Origin of the sequence: Paracoccus sp. MKU1, from assembly GCF_001447385.1 — a bacterium.
Classification (GTDB): Bacteria; Pseudomonadota; Alphaproteobacteria; order Rhodobacterales; family Rhodobacteraceae; genus Paracoccus.
This window is the reverse complement of the sequence record NZ_LLWQ01000207.1, coordinates 58,881-73,521: the sequence shown is the minus strand read 5'-3', so window position 1 is coordinate 73,521 and position 14,641 is coordinate 58,881. Positions and strand designations below refer to the sequence as shown.

Genomic DNA, 14,641 nt, shown 5'->3' with positions numbered 1-14,641 from the left:
GGCATATTGCGCTCGGCTGTCAATATTTTATTGTTATATATCAGGCAGTTGATTGGACACACTGTCTGTTCTTTGCGCCGCGCCCGCCTGATTTTCGGACATCCTGACCATGGGCAGGTGGATCGGGCGGTAAAATTGGGACATTCTGTCCAAATCGGCTTTTTTCGGTCGGCACGACCGACTCGCGGCTCTGTCCCGGAAAACAGGCCAGGCGCTGCTGCGAAAGGCGAATCAGCCATTCCGTCACGACCGCCGTGCCCCGGTGCCGAACCGGAGATAGTCCGATCAGGCCCGACAGGACGCTGCCATGGCCGACCAGGCGTTCAAGGTTGCGTGCGCCGCCCGGCTTTCCTTGAGGTTGCGAACCGGGATCAGGCCTGCCCAAGCTGCTCATCTGCGGCGATCGGACGGGCCGCTTCGACATGCTGGGCCGGTCGTCCGCTCCAGCGGTCCTGCGCCATGAGCTTGCATTCCGCGACGCTTTCGCCTTTCCTGCCGGGCAATCCCGCAGCTTGCCGATATGCCAGCTTCGCTATAACGATGACAGCGAGAGCACCGGACCGCGGCCATGCTGATACGCCACCTCAAATTCTTTGTGACGCTTGCCGAAGAGCAGCATTTCGGCCGGGCGGCCGAGCGCTGCAATGTCACGCAGCCCACGCTGTCCCACGCCATCCGCAAGCTGGAGGACGAGCTGAACCTGGGCCTGATCGTCCGCGGCCACCGTTTCCTGGCGTTGACGCCGGAGGGCGAAAGGGTGCTGCATTGGGGCCGGCAGATCCTGGCGGATTACGACAGCCTGCATGACGACCTGAACGGCCGGGACCGGGGCGGGCTGACCGGGCGGCTGCGGCTGGGCGTCATCCCCGCGGCCATGCCCGCCGCCTCGCTGCTGACCGAGGCCTTCGTTGCGCGCCACCCGCTGGCCGAGATCGAGCTGCGATCGATGTCCTCCCGCGCCATCCAGAAGGGGCTGGACAATTTCGAGATCGACGGCGGCGTGACCTATCTCGACAACGAACCCTTGCAGCATGTGCGCTGCTTTCCGCTGTATTCCGAGCATTACGTCTTTGCCTGTCGCAGCGGCGACGATTTCGCCGGGCGGGCCGGTGTGACCTGGAGCGAGGCTGCGGCGCGGCCGCTTTGCCTGCTGTCGGGGGACATGCAGAACCGCCGGATCCTCGACGCCATTGCCGGCAGGGCGGGCGTGCGCCTGGCGCCAAAGGTCGCGACGAATTCCTTCCTGGGCGTGCTTGCGCATCTGCGGCGCGGCCCGTGGTGCGCGATCCTGCCGCATACCTTCGGCCTGGTCTTCGCCGGGGTGGAGGATCTGCGGCTGGTGCCCCTGACTGACCCCGGCCATGCGCAAGAGATCGGGCTGGTGCTGGCGGATCGCATGCCGCAATCCCCGATGGTGCGCGCCTTGCAGGACTGCGCCCTGCGCGCCGCCGCCGAGCGGGTTTTCAGCGCCATGCGGGCGGGTTGATGCTGCCCGTCGTATCTGGGACGGAGGGCGGAATGGATATCATGATCGCGGCGGCGCTGGTCATGCGCCCAGACGGCCGGACGCTGCTGGTCCGCAAGGCCGGCACGCGCGTCTTTCAGCAACCCGGCGGCAAGATCGACGCGGGCGAAACCGCCGAGGCCGCGCTGTGCCGCGAGCTTGCCGAGGAAACCGGCCTGCGGGTCGAGGCGGGACGGCTGCGCGGGCTGGGCCGCTTTCGCGCCCGCGCGGCGAACGAGCCCGGCCGGCAGGTGCTTGCCGACCTGTTCCTGCTGCATCTCCCGGACGGGATGGAAATCGTCCCCGGCGCCGAGATCGCCGAGGCGCGCTGGGTCGATCCGGCGGGCGCCGGCATCCCGCTGGCGCCGCTGACCGGTGAGCAGATCCTGCCGCGCTGGGTCGCGGGCGCCTTCGCTCCACAGCAGGCCGGTTAGCCCCGGCTCATTGCCTGTTGGGAAGCAGCGGGCCGACGATGTCCAGGATGGTCGCGATGGCCTTTTGCACCGCTTGGTCCGTCTCCGGCATCTCGAATTCGGCGAGTTCGACCCCGGCGATGCGCTCTGGCGGAATGGCGGCAAGAAGGGCGCGCAGCCTGTCGCCAGGGCCTCGGCGACGGCTTTGGCGCCGGGCGTACGGTCGGCAAGGCGGCCCTGGGAAAGCAGGATGCTGGAAGCTGGGCGCATGATTCGTTATTTCGTTATGAACATATCGTTCGCCGAGGTGAAGGGAACCGGGAAGGCTGTCAAGCCAGGCTGGCGACCGGGCGTTTTCGCGGTGCGGCCCTTGCCGCCGCCCGTCCTTTGGAACCGTCTTTTCCCAGCAAACCAAGGGAAAATCGTATGCCGCGGCGCGGCATCATCGAAACCGTCTATGGATCGTTGAAAAACTCCGATTTGCGATTGCATGCGACGGGATGCAGGCTCGGCCCTGTCCACAAGACACCTCGTGCAACCCTCGAGGCATCCAGGGAGGAAAGCCCCGACATCGCCCGGTCCCTGCCGGTCCGCCTGCCCGCGAACGGGACAGGCTTGCGTTTCCCCGTGCCCACCCGCGGCACAAGGCGGGACTTCCGGCTGCCTCATGAACGGAAAGGAATATTCATGGCCAAGGTTGTTTGCGTGCTCTACGACGACCCGATCAACGGCTATCCGACCTCTTATGCCCGCGATTCGCTGCCGGTGATCGAGCGCTATCCCGACGGGCAGACCCTGCCGACGCCCAAGGCGATCGACTTCGTGCCGGGCAGCCTGCTCGGCTCGGTCTCGGGCGAGCTGGGCCTGCGCAACTATCTGGAATCGCAGGGCCACGAGCTGGTGGTGACCTCGTCCAAGGACGGCCCCGACAGCGAGCTGGAAAAGCACCTGCACGATGCCGAGGTGGTCATCTCGCAGCCGTTCTGGCCGGCCTACCTGACCGCCGAGCGCATCGCCAAGGCGCCGAAGCTGAAGCTGGCGCTGACCGCCGGCATCGGCTCGGACCATGTCGACCTGCAAGCGGCCATCGACCGCGGCATCACCGTGGCCGAGGTCACCTTCTGCAACTCGATCAGCGTGTCGGAACATGTGGTGATGACGGCGCTGAACCTGGTGCGGAACTACACCCCCTCGCATGACTGGGCGGTCAGGGGCGGCTGGAACATCGCCGATTGCGTCACCCGGTCCTATGACATCGAGGGGATGCATGTCGGCACCGTCGCCGCCGGCCGCATCGGCCTGGCGGTGCTGCGCCGCTTCAAGCCCTTCGGCATGCACCTGCACTATACCGACCGCCACCGCCTGCCGCGCGAGGTCGAGCTGGAACTGGACCTGACCTGGCACGCGAGCCCCCAGGCCATGTTCCCGGCCTGCGACATCGTCACGCTGAACTGCCCGCTGCATCCCGAGACCGAGCATATGGTCAACGACGAGACGCTGAAGCTGTTCAAGCGCGGCGCCTATCTGGTCAACACGGCGCGCGGCAAGCTCTGCGACCGCGATGCGGTGGCCCGGGCGCTGGAGAGCGGCCAGCTGGCCGGCTATGGCGGCGACGTCTGGTTCCCGCAGCCGGCGCCGCAGGATCATCCCTGGCGCACCATGCCGCATAACGCGATGACGCCGCATATCTCGGGCACCTCGCTCTCGGCGCAGGCGCGCTATGCCGCCGGCACCCGCGAGATCCTGGAATGCTATTTCGAGGGCCGGCCGATCCGCGACGAATACCTGATCGTGCAGGGCGGCAGCCTCGCCGGGGTGGGCGCGCATTCCTATTCCAAGGGCAATGCGACCGGCGGCTCGGAAGAGGCCGCCAAGTTCGAGAAAGTCGGCTGACGCCTGCCGGCCCGCGCGAGAGGGATCGCGGGGGCCGTTTTCCGGGAGAATGACATGTATTCGCAAACACAGACCGCAGAGCGGGAAAAGCCGCCGGTTCCGGCCGTCCATGCCCGCCTGAACCTGCTGACCGCATTGGTCTCGGGCCTGGGCGGGGCGGTGGCGATCTGGCTGCTGGCGGGGCTTGCGCAATCGCTGGAGCAGGCGCTGCTGATCGCGCCCTTCGGGGCAAGCTGCGTGCTGCTGTTCGCCCTGCCGCAAAGCCCGCTGGCGCAGCCGCACAACGTGATCGGCGGGCATGTCCTGTCGGCGCTGGTCGGGCTGCTGGTGCTGAACCTGATCGGCGATTCCGTGCTGGCCATGGGGCTTGGCGTGGGCCTGGCCATCGCCGTCATGCAGCTGACCGGAACCGTACACCCGCCCGCGGGCGGCGATCCGCTGGTGGTGATCCTGACCGGCGCGGGCTGGTCCTTCCTCGGCCTGCCGATCCTGGCCGGAACCGTAACGCTGGTGCTGGTCGCCATCGCCTATCACCGGCTGGTCTCGATGCGGGCCTATCCGGGCTGAACGGGGGCGGTCAGGAAACCATGGCGGCGCAGGATCTCTGCGCAGGCCGGGCCCTGCAAGGCCTCGAAGAAGCGGCGCGCCGGTTCCGGGCCGCCGAATCGCGCGGTGGCGCAGATCTCGGTCGGTGGCGCAAGGTGAGGCGGCAGCGACAGGATCCGCGTTCCGGGCAGCGCCCGCGCGATCCGGTCCGCCGTGGTCGCATAGGCGATCAGCATGTCGGCCCGTCCCTCACGCAGCGTCTCGGCCGCCGGGCTGCGGGGCGGCGCATCGGGATCGGGCAGCGAAGCCCCGTAAAGGCTGGCGCAGCGGACGCGCAGGCCCTGCCAGCGGCCCGGATCGGTTGTGGTCAGCCGGCCGAGGAAGGCTGCGGCATGGTCGCCGCCCGGATCGGCGCCGGGGGTGGACATGCCGATGCGCCAGCGCGGATCGGCCAGCAGGGCCAGCGCATCCTCGACCGGCGCTTCCAACTCCGGGCGGACCACCAGCACCATGCGGTTCCACGCGATGGTGCGGAGCGGGCCGAACAGACCGGCCCGGTGCAACGCGGCCGGTCCTTCCGGGCTGGCCGAGACGAAGACATCGACCGCCAGCCCGTCCCGGATTGCCTGGGTCAACAGGCCGGCGGGGCCATGATGAATGGAAACGGCATGCCCGGTTTCCTCGATGAACCCGCGCGCGAACTCGGACAGGGCGGCGGCAGGCTGCCCGCCACGGCGAAAGTGATTTGCGGCATTCCCATCCTGTCCTGTGCCACACGATATGCTTAAATGGATATATCGAATCGCCTGCTGATGACAGGCCGGAGGGACATTGATGACAAGACATGATCGCTGCCTGACCTTGCTCGCCCTCGGGGTAGCGCTGGGGCTGGCCTCGCCCGCGCTGGCGGACCGCACCGTCACCGACCAGCTGGGGCGCGAGGTGACCATTCCCGACACCATAGAGCGCGCCGTCGTCTTGCAGCACCAGACGCTGAACATTGCGGTGCAGCTTGACGCGCAGGGCCAGGTCGTCGGTGTGCTCGACGAATGGAAAAAGCAGCTCGGCGCCGGGTTCGAACGGCTGGCGCCGGGGATCGGGGCTCTGGCCATGCCCGGCGGCCTGACCAGCGTGAACATCGAGGAATTGCTGGCGCTCAAGCCCGATGTGGTTTTCGTCACCAATTATGCCCCGGCCGAGATGCGCGAACAGATCGCATCCGTCGGCCTGCCGGTGGTGGTGATCTCGTTGCTGGACGTCCCGCCCGAGGAGGCGGTCAAGCAAAGCCCGGTGGTCGGCGGGGATGAGGCTGCGGCCTATGACAACGGCTTTCGCGAGGGCGTGCAACTGATCGCCGAGGTCTTCGGCAAGGCCGAGGCCGGCGAGGAGCTGATCGCGGCGGCGACGGAGTCGCGGGCCTTGGTGGCCGGGCGGTTGGCGGATCTGGCGGAGGGTGACCGCGTCCGCGCCTATATGGCGAACCCGGACCTGACCACCTATGGCAGCGGCAAGTATACCGGACTGATGATGGCGCGGGCCGGCGCGCTGAACGTCGCGGCGAAGCAGATCCAGGGCTACAAGCAGATCACCATGGAGGAGATCCTGGGCTGGGATCCGCAGGTGATCTTCGTGCAGGATCGCTATCCCGAGGTCGTGGACGAGATCAGGACCAGCCCCGCCTGGCAGCCCATTGCCGCGGTGCAGGCCGATCGCATCTGGCTGATGCCGGAATATGCCAAGGCCTGGGGCTATCCCATGCCCGAGGCGATGGCGCTGGGCGAGCTGTGGATGGCCAAGGCGCTTTATCCTGAACGGTTCGACGACATCGACTTGGACGCCCGCGCCGACGGCTATTACCGGCGCTTCTATCGCGTGCCCTATCGGCCGTGACCGCCGCGCTGTCCGTCGCTGCGGCGCGACGCGAGGCCCGCATCCTCTGGGCGCTGGCGGCGCTGCTGGTCGCCGTCGCCAGCGCCTCGCTGGGCATCGGCCGCTTCGACATCCCGCCGGGACGGGTGCTTCAGATCCTGATCTCGCCCTGGCTTGCGCCGGCCGAGCCGGTCACCGCCATGGAGTGGAGCGTCGTCACCGTCATCCGCCTGCCGCGCGTCCTGATGGCGGCGCTGGCGGGGGCCGGGCTGGCGCTGGCGGGCGCGACGCTTCAGGGCCTGTTCCGCAACCCGCTGGTCGGGCCGCAAGTGGTGGGCGTCTCGTCCGGCGCGGCCTTCGGCGGCACGCTGGCCATCCTGGCCGGCTGGCAGCATCTGGGGCTGGTCGGGGCCGCCTTCGCCTGCGGCCTGTCGGCGCTGGTGCTGGTCTGGCTGTTGAGCGCGGCGGTCTCGCGCAGCAATATCCTCGTGCTGGTGCTGGCCGGGGTCGTAGTCTCGGGCTTCTTCGGGGCGCTGGTCAGCCTGGTGCAGTTCATGGCCGACAGCCAGGACAAGCTGCCGGTGATCGTCTTCTGGCTCTTGGGCAGCTTCGCCACCGCGGATGCCGGCAAGGCGGTGCTGCTGGCGGGGCCGGTTCTGTCCTGCGGCGCGGTGCTGCTGGCCCTGCGCTGGCGGATCAACATCCTGTCGATGGGCGACGAGGACGCCCGTGCGCTTGGGGTGCCGGTCACGGGGCTGCGCTGGCTATTGCTGGCGCTGACCGCGATGATCGTCTCGGCGCAGGTGGCGGTGTCCGGCATGGTCGGCTGGGTCGGTCTGGTGGTGCCGCATCTGGCGCGGATGCTGGTCGGCGCCGATCACCGGGTGCTGCTGCCGGCCTCGGCGCTGCTGGGCGGGACCTTCCTCTTGCTGGTGGACGATGCCGCGCGCAGCATGAGCGCTTCGGAAATCCCCTTGGGCATCCTGACCGCGCTGATCGGCACGCCGATCTTCGCGGTTCTGCTGTGGCGGACGCGGGAAAGGCGCATCGATGGCTGAGCCGCTGATCCTGGCCGAGCGCGCGGAGCATTCCTATGACGGCCGGCGCTGGCAGTTCCGCGAGCTGGGTTTCGCCGTCCGGCCGGGCGAGATCATGGCCGTGCTCGGGCCCAATGGCTGCGGCAAGTCCACCTTGCTGCGGGTTGCGGCCGGGCTGCGCCCCCCGACAGGGGGCCGGATCGCGGTGAGCGGGCGGGCGGCGCTGGTGCCGCAGGACTTTGCCCGCGCCTTTCCCTATCGTGTCATCGACATGGTGCTGATGGGCCGGGCGCGCCATATCGGCCTGCTGCGCATGCCCGGGCGGCGCGACTGCGAGGCCGCGATGCAGGCGCTGTCGGTGATCGGCCTTGCCGACCGGGCCGAGGCGCATTTCGACGCCCTGTCGGGCGGCCAGCGCCAGATGGTGCTGATCGCCCGCGCCATCGCCGCTGAGCCTGCGGCGCTTTTGCTGGACGAGCCCGCCTCGGCGCTGGATCTGGGCAACCAGGACCGCGTGCTGTCGCTGGCTCGGGCGCTTGCCGACCGCGGTTTGGCGGTGATGATGACGACGCATCAGCCGAACCATGCCCTCGCCGTTACCGACAAGGCGCTGCTGATGCTTCCGCAAGGCCCGCCGGCTTTCGGCCCCTGCCGCGAGATCCTGACCGAGGCCCGGATCGGGGCGCTTTACGGCCTGCCCGTGAAGATCCTCGATTACCGGCAGGGTAAGCGTATCTGCCGAGCCGTGGTGCCGCTATATGCGGCAGATGGCCGGTGATGAGGCCGATCTCATCCCGATGAGCGATCCGCAGCGCGACGGGGTCTCCGACAGGCCGGCCCGGTACGAACGCCGTCGAAGCGGGCTTCCCGATCAGGGGGCGGCCATGGTGATCCTGTTCCGGTGATTGCTCTCGGAACTCTCCTGGCTGATGCGGACTGTTCATCCAGGGCGTGGCCAGTAATCGGATGCCTCCGCTGGCGGTCGTCCGGCCCGTTCCTTTCAAGCGGCCCCCCTTTTCGGGGCTCGTCGGAAAGCTGACGGCCGATGTCGCATTGCTGCTGCGCCGGGCCGAGGGCGCAGGACAGGATGCCCACGACCGTCTGGTTGCGTCTGCATCGAAAGGTTTTTCAAGAGGTTGCCGAGAATGCTGAAAGAACGGATAGCGGGTTTGCTCGGCCAGCGCCGGCCCGGCCATTCCTTGCCCCGCGACTTTTATGTCGATGACGAGATCTTTCGCGCCGACATGCAGGCGGTGTTCGAGACCGACTGGATCTTTGCCTGCAACGTGGTCGAGATCCCCCGCCCCGGCGACTATCTGACGTTGAAGGTCGGCGACAATCCCGTCGTCGTGCTGCGCAACCGCGAGGGAGAGATCGCCGCTTTCCACAACAGCTGCCGGCATCGCGGCTCGCTGATCTGCCAGAAGGAGAGGGGCCGGGCGAACCGCCTGGTCTGCCCCTATCACCAATGGGTCTATGAACTGGACGGCAGCCTGATCAACGCCCGGCAGATGCCCGACGATTTTGACAAGGCGGCGCATGGCCTTGCCTCGGTCCATGTCGAGGTGATCTGCGGCATGGTCTATATCTGCCTTGCCGATCAGCCGCCCTCGCTGGCGCGGTTTCGCGCCGGGGTCACGCCCTATATCGCCCCGCACATGCCCGACCGCACCAAGGTCGCCTTCACCTCGACCATCGTCGAGGAGGCGAACTGGAAGCTGGTGATCGAGAACAACCGCGAATGCTATCACTGCGCGGGCAACCATCCCGAGCTGCTGGTGACGCTGGTCGAATTCGCGCTGCCCGACGATCCGCTGGTCAAGGCGCAGTTCCAGGGGCTGATGGAGCGTTCCACCGCGCGCTGGGACGGGCTGGGGCTGCCGCACAAGCCGGCCGAGGGCGGCAACGAGTTCCGCTGCATCCGCCTGCCTTTCAACGAGGGCTGCCTGTCCTTCACCATGGACGGCAAGCCCGCCTGCAACAAGCTTCTGGCCGATTTCACCGAACCCGATCTGGGCTCGGTCCGCATGTTCCGGGTGCCGAACAACTGGAACCACTTCCTCTCCGACCACATCCTGCATTTCCGGGTCCTGCCGCTGTCGGCGAACCGGACCGAGGTGCGCACCACATGGCTGGTCCACGAGGATGCGGTCGAGGGGGTGGATTACGACCTCACGCGCCTGACCGAGGTCTGGCTGGCCACCAATGACGAGGATCGCGTGCTGGCCGAGAACAACCATCGCGGCATCCTGTCGCGCGCCTATCGGCCCGGCCCCTATGCGCCCTCGGAATTCATGCTGAACAATTTCTCGGAATGGTATGCGGGCAAGATGGGTGATTTCACCGGCGGCCCGCAGGCGCGGATCGCGGCGGAGTAAGGCGCATGGACATGCAAGCCCCTCCGGCGGCCCTGCTGGCGCTGTCCTGCATCGCCGTCCGCGACGAGACGCCCACCGTCAAGACCTTCCGCCTGCGCGCGGACAGCGGCCCGGTGGGCTTCACCCCCGGCCAGGCGCTGGTGCTGAGGGTGCCCTTGCCGGGCGGCCCGGCCTGGCGCAGCTTCACCATCTCGGGCGGCGCCCGGGGCGATCTGGAGCTGACGATCAAGGCGCAGGCACCGGGCGGCGCGACCCGCTGGCTGCATGACAACCTGCGCGAGGGCAGCGGCATCGAGGCCCGCCCCCCGCGCGGCGCCTTCACGCTGGGGCTGCGCGGCAACGACCGGCTGGCCTTCGTCTCGGGCGGGTCGGGCGCCACGCCGATGATGGCCATGCTGCGGCATCTGGCGGAAACCGAGCCCGAGGCCGATCTGGCGTGGTTCCATGCCGCGCGCGATCCGGCCGAGGTGCTCTTTGCCCGCGAACTGGCCGAAATGCAGGCGCGGATGCCCAATCTGACGGTGGCGGTCAGCGTCAGCTGCGCCGCGCCGGGCTGGTTCGGCTATCGCGGCCGCGTCAGCCGGGGGCAGCTGGCGACCGCCATCCCCGATCTGGGCCGCCGTCAGGTGTTCTGCTGCGGCCCGCAGGGCTTCATGCAGGAGGTCCGGCTGATCCATGCCGCCGAGGGCGGGGCGCGGGCACAGTTCCACACCGAAAGCTTCGGCGCCGCTGCCCCGGTCGCGCCGCCCGTGGCCGAGGTCGCCGTCGCGGCCGGCCCCGGTTTCGGCCTGACCGTGAACGGCCGCGCCATCGCCATCCGCCCGGACGAGACGCTGTTGCAGGCCAGCCTGCGCCAAGAGGTCGTCATCCCCTGCGGCTGCGGCGAGGGCATGTGCGGCACCTGCATGGTGCAGCTGGTCTCGGGCCGAGTGGACAGCCGGCCGAATGGCGGGCTGACGCCGGAAGAGGCGGCCGAGGGCTATGTGCTGGCCTGCTCGACCCGGGCGGCGTCGGATGTCGAGATCAAGCTGGCCTGACGCCCGGATCACGGTCGGATTTCTTTCCCTTCCGGGCGGAAACCTGATGTCGGCCGGGCCAGCCATGCCCCAAGGATGGCCCTGCCGCGATGCCCGCCGACCAGTCACCAGAGGACGCAAGATGACTACAGACCCCCGATCCGTCGCCGGCAAGCGCCTTGAGATCGCGGAGCGGACCCAGATCCTGGTCGTGGGCGCCGGCCCCGCCGGGATCGCCGCCGCCCGCCACGCCCATCAGGGCGGCGCGCAGGTGATGCTGGTCGACGAACATCCCGTGCCCTTCGAGACCATGGGCGAAAGCGTCCCGCAGATCTGGGGCGGCCGCATGGGCGGCGCGGTCCGCAACCGCAACGCCATGACCGAATGGATGCTGGAGGCGCGGCCCGACCTGGTCGAGCTGTTCGATCTGGGCATCGACATCCGCCTGGGCACCGCCTGCTGGGGGCTGTTCGCCAACCAGCCCAATCTGGGCTGGATGCCCGGACTGGTCGCCGGCCTGGTAGATGAGGAACAGGGCAGCCATCTGGTCGGCTTCGATCAAGCGGTGGTGGCAACCGGGCGGCGCGACATGGGGCTGGCCTTTCCCGGCTGGGACCTGCCCGGCGTGCTGGGCGCCGGCGCCGCGCTGATGCTGGCACGGCTCTACGATGCGCTGGACAGCCGCCGCGCGGTCATGCTGGGCTCGACCCCCGAGGCGCTGCTGGCGGCGCTGGAGCTGATGGATGCGGGCGTCACCATTGCCGCCGTGGTCGAACAGGCGGCCGCCCCTGCCGCGCCCGAGGATCTGGTGGCGCGCATCCGCGCCGCCGGGGTCGAGATCGTCACCGGCGAGGCGCCGCGCGGCGTCACCTCGGACGCGGATGGCGTCACCGGGCTGGTGCTGCGCAACCGCACCATCGCCTGCGATTCCGTGCTGCTGGGCGTGGGCGCGGTGCCGATGATCGACCTGCTGCACGCCGCCGGCGCGCGCTGCGCCTTCGACAATGGCCGCGGCGGTTTCGTGCCCCTGCTGGGCGCGGGCGGCGAGACCAGCCTGCCCGGCATCCGCGCCGCGGGCGACTGCGCGGGGATCTGGGCCGCGAAATCCGCCGATCCGGCGCTGGCCGAGGCCGAGGGGCGGCTGGCCGCCGGGGCCGCGCTGGCGGCGCTGGGGCTGGCGAGTGCTTCGGCCGGGGACGCTCCGCAGCCCGGCCCTGCCGCCGATCTGGGCGAATACCGCAAGGCCTGGGTCCGCGCCTCGGTGGTGGAGGCCGTCGCCGACATGCCGGTCTGCCAATGCGAGGAGGTCACGGCGCGCGAGATCCTGGATGTCAGCCCGCCGCGCTATCTGAACGCGCCGCCTCTGCCGAACCTGACCCGCAGCCTGACCGAGATCCTGGGCGAGGGTCCGCCCGATCCCGACCAGATCAAGCGGCTGACCCGCGCCGGCATGGGCCCCTGCCAGGGCCGCCGCTGCCGCGAGCAGATCCAGGCGCTGCTGGCCTTGCAGGACGACCTGTCGCTGGGGGTGGTGCCGCTGGCCGGCCATCGCAGCCCGGTCCGGCCGATCAGCCTGGCCGCCGCCGCCACGCCCGAGGATCCCGCCATCGCTGCCGCCTGGGATTCCTGGTTCGGGATGCCGCGTCAATGGGTGCCCTTCTGGGATGTCGAGGAACATTACACGGTCGCCGCGCTTGCGACGGAGAAGGAACATGTCAGCGAATAACCCCATCCCCGGCATCGACGCCGGCGACGACAATCGCGGCGCCTCGGTCATCGTGATCGGCGGCGGCGTCACGGGCCTCTCCACCGCCTTCTGGCTGGCCGAGGCGGGCGTCGACGTCCTTGTGCTGGAACGCGGCATCGTCGGCTGGGAGGCCTCGGGGCGCAATGGCGGCGGCTGCTCGCACCATCACAGCCCGCTTTTCGCCGAGGAACAGCGGCTCTGGCCGATGATGGACGAGTTTCTGGGCTATCCGACCGAGTTCCGGCCGAACCGCATCCGCATCGCGCTGTCGCCCGAGCAGTTCACGCTTTACGGCCGCGCCGTGGCCAATGCCCGCAAGCAGGGCTTCCGCGCCGACGACCTGGACGCGCAGGCGGTGCGCGAGCTGGTGCCGCTGGCCGGCGACAATGTCCATGCCGGGCATTATTACCATTTCGGAGGCCATGCGAATCCGCACCGCACCGTGCAGGCCTATGCTTGGGCACTGCGCGACCGGGGCGGGCGGCTGCGCCAGCACGTCACCGTCATAGGCTTCCGGCGGCAGGGCGACCGGGTGACGGCGGTCAGGACCGACAAGGGCGACTTCGGCTGCGACCATCTGGTCATCGCGGCGGGTCCGCAGACCGGCCGGCTGGCCGCGATGCTGGAGGTGGACATCCCCATGCGCGCCGCCCGCGCCGAGATGATCGTCACCGAACCTCTGCCTCTGATGCCGCTGGGCGGGATCGACGGCAACGGGCTCTATGGCCGCCAGACCCTGCGCGGCAACCTGGCCTATGGCGGCGGCCCGCATGAATGGGTCGAGACCGAGGCGCAGCCGGGCGGGCCGCGCCCCTCGACCCCGCTGGCGGGCAGCATCGCCCGGCGCCTGGCCGAGCTTCTGCCCAAGGCCGCCCATGCCCGCGTCATCCGCAGCTGGGCCGGCATCATCGAGAACACCCCCGACGGCCGTCCGGTCATCGACCGCCCGGCGCTGTGGCAGAACCTGACCGTCGCCACGCTGTCGGGCGTGGGCTTCGGCCTGTCGCCAGCCTCGGGCCGGGCGCTGATGCAGCTGGTGACGCAGGGGCGCTGCAATTTCGCCGATCTCTCCAGCCTGCGGCTGGGACGCTTCGACCGGCTGGAACCCGACTGGGACGCGCTTCAGGGCTGGCTGCCCGCCGCGATGGCGACCGCCTGATGCGGACCGCGTGAAGCAGGGCGGCTTGAAGAGCGGGGCGGCTTGACCGAACATGGCGCATCGCAACCCGGACCCGCCGATGTTCTACCACGACACGGGCGAGCCTTTGTGCTTCGCCTTCCTGATGCTGGAAGGGCTCTCGATGCTGAGCCTCGCCTCGGCGACCGAGCCTTTGCGCGCCGCGAACCGCCTCTTGGGGCGCGAGGTTTTCCGCTGGGACCTGTGCAGCATCGACGGCCAGCCGGTCATGCCGTCCTCGGGCATTCCCTTTCCGGCCATCCCCGTCGATCAGGCGATCGAGCGCAACCACGCCCTGTTCATCTGCGGCGGCGCGCGGGTCGATCCCCAGGACGAACGCCCCTATCTTGCCGCCCTGCGGCGGGCGGCGTATCGCGGCCGGGCCATCGGCGCCCTGTCCACGGCCAGCTATCTGCTGGCCCGCGCCGGGCTGCTGGACGGTTATCGCTGCACCATCCACTGGGAAAACCGCGCCGCCTTCGAGGAGGATTTCCCGCATCTGCCGATCACCGGCACGCTTTACGAGATCGACCGCAACCGGCTGACCTGTTCGGGCGGGACGGCCTCGATGGACCTGATGCTGCATATCATCGCCGACCTGCACGGGCGCGACCTGGCCAACGGGGTCGCCAACCAGTTCCATCACGCCCGGATGCGCGATGCGGGCGAGAACCAGCAGGGCGGCCGGGCCGAGCAGATCGGCACCCTGCCCGGGACGATGCAGATGGCCATTCGCCTGATGCAGGCCAATATCGAGACGCCGTTGCAGATCGAAAGGCTGGCCGCGCTGACGGGTGTCAGCGAACGCCAGATGGAGCGCAATTTCCGCAACTTCCTGGGCATGACGCCGGCGCGCTACTACCTGTCGCTGCGGGTCGAGCGGGCGCGCGAGATGCTGCTTTACACCGAACAGCCGATCATCGACATCGCCATCGCCACGGGCTTCGCCTCGACCTCGCATTTCTCGAAATGGGTCAAGGAGTTCTATGGCATCCGCCCGAGCGAGATGCGCGAACAGGCGCGGGCCGCCCGGGCCCGGTCGCGGCGCATCGCCTGAACCC

The 14,641-nt window shown here is 69.0% G+C and carries 14 protein-coding genes; 13 read left to right on the top strand and 1 reads right to left on the bottom strand.

Annotated features, from left to right (window positions below):
* Nucleotides 1-568 precede the first annotated feature (568 nt).
* The 4 genes from AQY21_RS21110 to AQY21_RS21095 all read left to right on the top strand — a co-directional run bounded on the left by AQY21_RS21110 (nucleotide 569) and on the right by AQY21_RS21095 (nucleotide 4,377).
* Nucleotides 569-1,486, top strand: a complete 918-nt coding sequence (locus AQY21_RS21110; RefSeq protein ID WP_058099562.1) for a LysR family transcriptional regulator — start codon at nucleotides 569-571, stop codon at nucleotides 1,484-1,486.
* Between the two features lie 32 nt (nucleotides 1,487-1,518).
* Nucleotides 1,519-1,938, top strand: a complete 420-nt coding sequence (locus tag AQY21_RS21105; protein ID WP_058099561.1) for an NUDIX domain-containing protein — start codon at nucleotides 1,519-1,521, stop codon at nucleotides 1,936-1,938.
* Between the two features lie 666 nt (nucleotides 1,939-2,604).
* Entirely contained in the window at nucleotides 2,605-3,810 is a 1,206-nt protein-coding gene (locus tag AQY21_RS21100; RefSeq protein ID WP_058099560.1) for an NAD-dependent formate dehydrogenase, read from the top strand.
* 54 nt (nucleotides 3,811-3,864) lie between these two features.
* Nucleotides 3,865-4,377, top strand: a complete 513-nt coding sequence (locus AQY21_RS21095; protein WP_058099559.1) for an HPP family protein — start codon at nucleotides 3,865-3,867, stop codon at nucleotides 4,375-4,377.
* Here the strand turns inward: AQY21_RS21095 and AQY21_RS21090 are convergent.
* Nucleotides 4,365-5,306 carry a substrate-binding domain-containing protein gene (locus tag AQY21_RS21090; protein ID WP_082658208.1) on the bottom strand — a complete coding sequence of 314 codons (942 nt, stop codon included), beginning with the start codon at nucleotides 5,304-5,306 and terminating at the stop codon, nucleotides 4,365-4,367. The genes AQY21_RS21095 and AQY21_RS21090 overlap by 13 nt on opposite strands.
* On the opposite strand from AQY21_RS21090, the gene AQY21_RS21085 reads away from it, so the two are divergent.
* The 9 genes from AQY21_RS21085 to AQY21_RS21050 all read left to right on the top strand — a co-directional run bounded on the left by AQY21_RS21085 (nucleotide 5,191) and on the right by AQY21_RS21050 (nucleotide 14,637).
* Complete coding sequence (locus tag AQY21_RS21085; RefSeq protein ID WP_058099557.1) at nucleotides 5,191-6,246, top strand: ABC transporter substrate-binding protein; 1,056 nt, start codon at nucleotides 5,191-5,193, stop codon at nucleotides 6,244-6,246. The two genes, AQY21_RS21090 and AQY21_RS21085, sit on opposite strands and share 116 nt — an antisense overlap.
* Nucleotides 6,243-7,283: an iron ABC transporter permease gene (locus AQY21_RS21080; protein ID WP_238986848.1), complete on the top strand. Its 1,041-nt coding sequence runs from the start codon at nucleotides 6,243-6,245 to the stop codon at nucleotides 7,281-7,283. Before AQY21_RS21085 ends, AQY21_RS21080 begins: the two co-directional genes overlap by 4 nt.
* Nucleotides 7,276-8,040, top strand: a complete 765-nt coding sequence (locus tag AQY21_RS21075) for an ABC transporter ATP-binding protein (protein ID WP_058099556.1) — start codon at nucleotides 7,276-7,278, stop codon at nucleotides 8,038-8,040. Before AQY21_RS21080 ends, AQY21_RS21075 begins: the two co-directional genes overlap by 8 nt.
* Nucleotides 8,021-8,167 (top strand): hypothetical protein, encoded by a 147-nt coding sequence (locus AQY21_RS29095; protein WP_161906085.1) that lies wholly within the window; start codon nucleotides 8,021-8,023, stop codon nucleotides 8,165-8,167. Before AQY21_RS21075 ends, AQY21_RS29095 begins: the two co-directional genes overlap by 20 nt.
* A gap of 240 nt (nucleotides 8,168-8,407) precedes the next feature.
* A complete protein-coding gene (locus AQY21_RS21070; protein WP_058099555.1) occupies nucleotides 8,408-9,640 on the top strand; it encodes an SRPBCC family protein in 1,233 nt (410 codons plus the stop codon).
* Nucleotides 9,641-9,645: 5 nt separating this feature from the next.
* The gene (locus AQY21_RS21065) at nucleotides 9,646-10,677 is read left to right on the top strand and encodes a hybrid-cluster NAD(P)-dependent oxidoreductase (protein ID WP_058099554.1); all 1,032 of its coding nucleotides are present in this window, start codon (nucleotides 9,646-9,648) and stop codon (nucleotides 10,675-10,677) included.
* A 121-nt stretch (nucleotides 10,678-10,798) separates the two neighbouring features.
* Complete coding sequence (locus AQY21_RS21060) at nucleotides 10,799-12,382, top strand: NAD(P)/FAD-dependent oxidoreductase (protein WP_058099553.1); 1,584 nt, start codon at nucleotides 10,799-10,801, stop codon at nucleotides 12,380-12,382.
* Nucleotides 12,369-13,562 carry an FAD-binding oxidoreductase gene (locus tag AQY21_RS21055; RefSeq protein WP_058099552.1) on the top strand — a complete coding sequence of 398 codons (1,194 nt, stop codon included), beginning with the start codon at nucleotides 12,369-12,371 and terminating at the stop codon, nucleotides 13,560-13,562. The genes AQY21_RS21060 and AQY21_RS21055 overlap by 14 nt, the downstream gene beginning before the upstream one ends.
* Nucleotides 13,563-13,641: 79 nt before the next feature.
* On the top strand, nucleotides 13,642-14,637 hold the full coding sequence (locus AQY21_RS21050; RefSeq protein WP_058099576.1) for a GlxA family transcriptional regulator: 996 nt from the start codon (nucleotides 13,642-13,644) through the stop codon (nucleotides 14,635-14,637).
* The last annotated feature ends 4 nt before the right edge of the window (nucleotides 14,638-14,641 follow it).

Excerpts from the sequence above, each read along its gene's own strand:
- AQY21_RS21110 (WP_058099562.1), top strand. The coding sequence starts at position 569 with ATGCTGATACGCCACCTCAAATTCTTTGTGACGCTTGCCGAAGAGCAG.
- AQY21_RS21105 (WP_058099561.1), top strand. The coding sequence starts at position 1,519 with ATGGATATCATGATCGCGGCGGCGCTGGTCATGCGCCCAGACGGCCGG.
- AQY21_RS21100 (WP_058099560.1), top strand. The coding sequence starts at position 2,605 with ATGGCCAAGGTTGTTTGCGTGCTCTACGACGACCCGATCAACGGCTAT.
- AQY21_RS21095 (WP_058099559.1), top strand. The coding sequence starts at position 3,865 with ATGTATTCGCAAACACAGACCGCAGAGCGGGAAAAGCCGCCGGTTCCG.
- AQY21_RS21085 (WP_058099557.1), top strand. The coding sequence starts at position 5,191 with ATGACAAGACATGATCGCTGCCTGACCTTGCTCGCCCTCGGGGTAGCG.
- AQY21_RS21090 (WP_082658208.1), bottom strand. The coding sequence starts at position 5,306 with ATGGTCACCTCGCGCCCCAGCTGGTCGGTGACGGTGCGGTCCGCCAGC.
- AQY21_RS21075 (WP_058099556.1), top strand. The coding sequence starts at position 7,276 with ATGGCTGAGCCGCTGATCCTGGCCGAGCGCGCGGAGCATTCCTATGAC.
- AQY21_RS29095 (WP_161906085.1), top strand. The coding sequence starts at position 8,021 with ATGCGGCAGATGGCCGGTGATGAGGCCGATCTCATCCCGATGAGCGAT.
- AQY21_RS21070 (WP_058099555.1), top strand. The coding sequence starts at position 8,408 with ATGCTGAAAGAACGGATAGCGGGTTTGCTCGGCCAGCGCCGGCCCGGC.
- AQY21_RS21065 (WP_058099554.1), top strand. The coding sequence starts at position 9,646 with ATGGACATGCAAGCCCCTCCGGCGGCCCTGCTGGCGCTGTCCTGCATC.
- AQY21_RS21060 (WP_058099553.1), top strand. The coding sequence starts at position 10,799 with ATGACTACAGACCCCCGATCCGTCGCCGGCAAGCGCCTTGAGATCGCG.
- AQY21_RS21055 (WP_058099552.1), top strand. The coding sequence starts at position 12,369 with ATGTCAGCGAATAACCCCATCCCCGGCATCGACGCCGGCGACGACAAT.
- AQY21_RS21050 (WP_058099576.1), top strand. The coding sequence starts at position 13,642 with ATGTTCTACCACGACACGGGCGAGCCTTTGTGCTTCGCCTTCCTGATG.